This is a genomic window from Wolbachia endosymbiont of Nomada ferruginata (assembly GCF_001675785.1).
GTDB lineage: Bacteria > Pseudomonadota > Alphaproteobacteria > Rickettsiales > Anaplasmataceae > Wolbachia > Wolbachia pipientis.
In genome coordinates this window covers 1-998 of the sequence record NZ_LYUY01000167.1, presented here as the reverse complement: position 1 = coordinate 998, position 998 = coordinate 1, and the positions used below count along the sequence as shown (strand labels likewise).

The following is a 998-nucleotide window of genomic DNA, read 5'->3' as shown; positions in this document are numbered from 1 at the left end:
GTAAAGATAGTATAGCTGTTGAGAAAATGTTAAGAGTAGCTAAAGAAAACGGTATTCTGAAAGACATTCTTAACACAACAATAACCATAAAACATAAAAATAATCAAAAAGTAACTGATAAGTTACTTGCCGCATTACATGATCGCAAAGTTATTCAAGAAATTTTAGACATAGCTAGAGAAAACGATATTCTGAAAGACATTCTTAATGCAACAATAACTATAAAATATCCAGATAGTGAAGAAAAAATCTACACACCACTTACTTATACAATATCATGTAAAAGCAACGAAGCTTTTAATACAACAAGAGCTATCAATCAAGATGGTCAGGAAAAAACTCACATCCCATTTCCTATCGTTTCCGTACTTGATGAAAGAGAAACTGAATTAAAATTAAAAGAAAAAAGACAAAGTAGAAGAGATGAGGGATTAAATTTTAACAATGGTAGTAGTGACAAAAATGTTGAAATAAAAGTTAATGGGGATATCTTGTTGCAGCATAGTAGTGGAATTGAAAATGAAATAAATCATACTGCTGTACGTAATGATGTAGGGGGGGTAAAGCCTCTAATAGAAAGTAGAGTAAATGTTAAAGTACAGAATATAAATGCAGTGATTGCAACTTCTGTGACACTTGAGTTGGTAGCTAGTAAAATAACATGTGTACTGTCAAAACCCACCACTAAATTGGAAGAAGTAGCTATAACATATTTTCAAGGTTCAGCACTATATTTGTGAAACTTAATTTATATGTGCTAAACAAGATGCTGATTAGTTTTATAGCTAACCCAAGAAAGGTTTCCCTACGTCATACCGCCGCGGTATCTCTAGATCCCGCTGCGGGATGACGATTGTCGTTTAGCTATAAATATTAAGAAATTTACCAAATAAAAAAAAAGGCAAAAGAAGCCCTGGGGTTATTATCCGCTTTAAAATATTGGCGTTTTTTATGTTTTAAACGCTTGACAAGCGAGATTCAGCCGCTTTTAATTGCAA

At 32.7% G+C, this 998-nt stretch carries 1 protein-coding gene; it reads left to right on the top strand.

Translation table 11 applies throughout. The annotated features are described in order from the left end of the window. A partial coding sequence (locus BA053_RS06255; protein WP_458695154.1) for a WD_0033/WD_0034 family tandem repeat-containing protein occupies positions 1-740 on the top strand: 740 nt, incomplete at its 5' end. Positions 741-998: the final 258 nt, after the last annotated feature.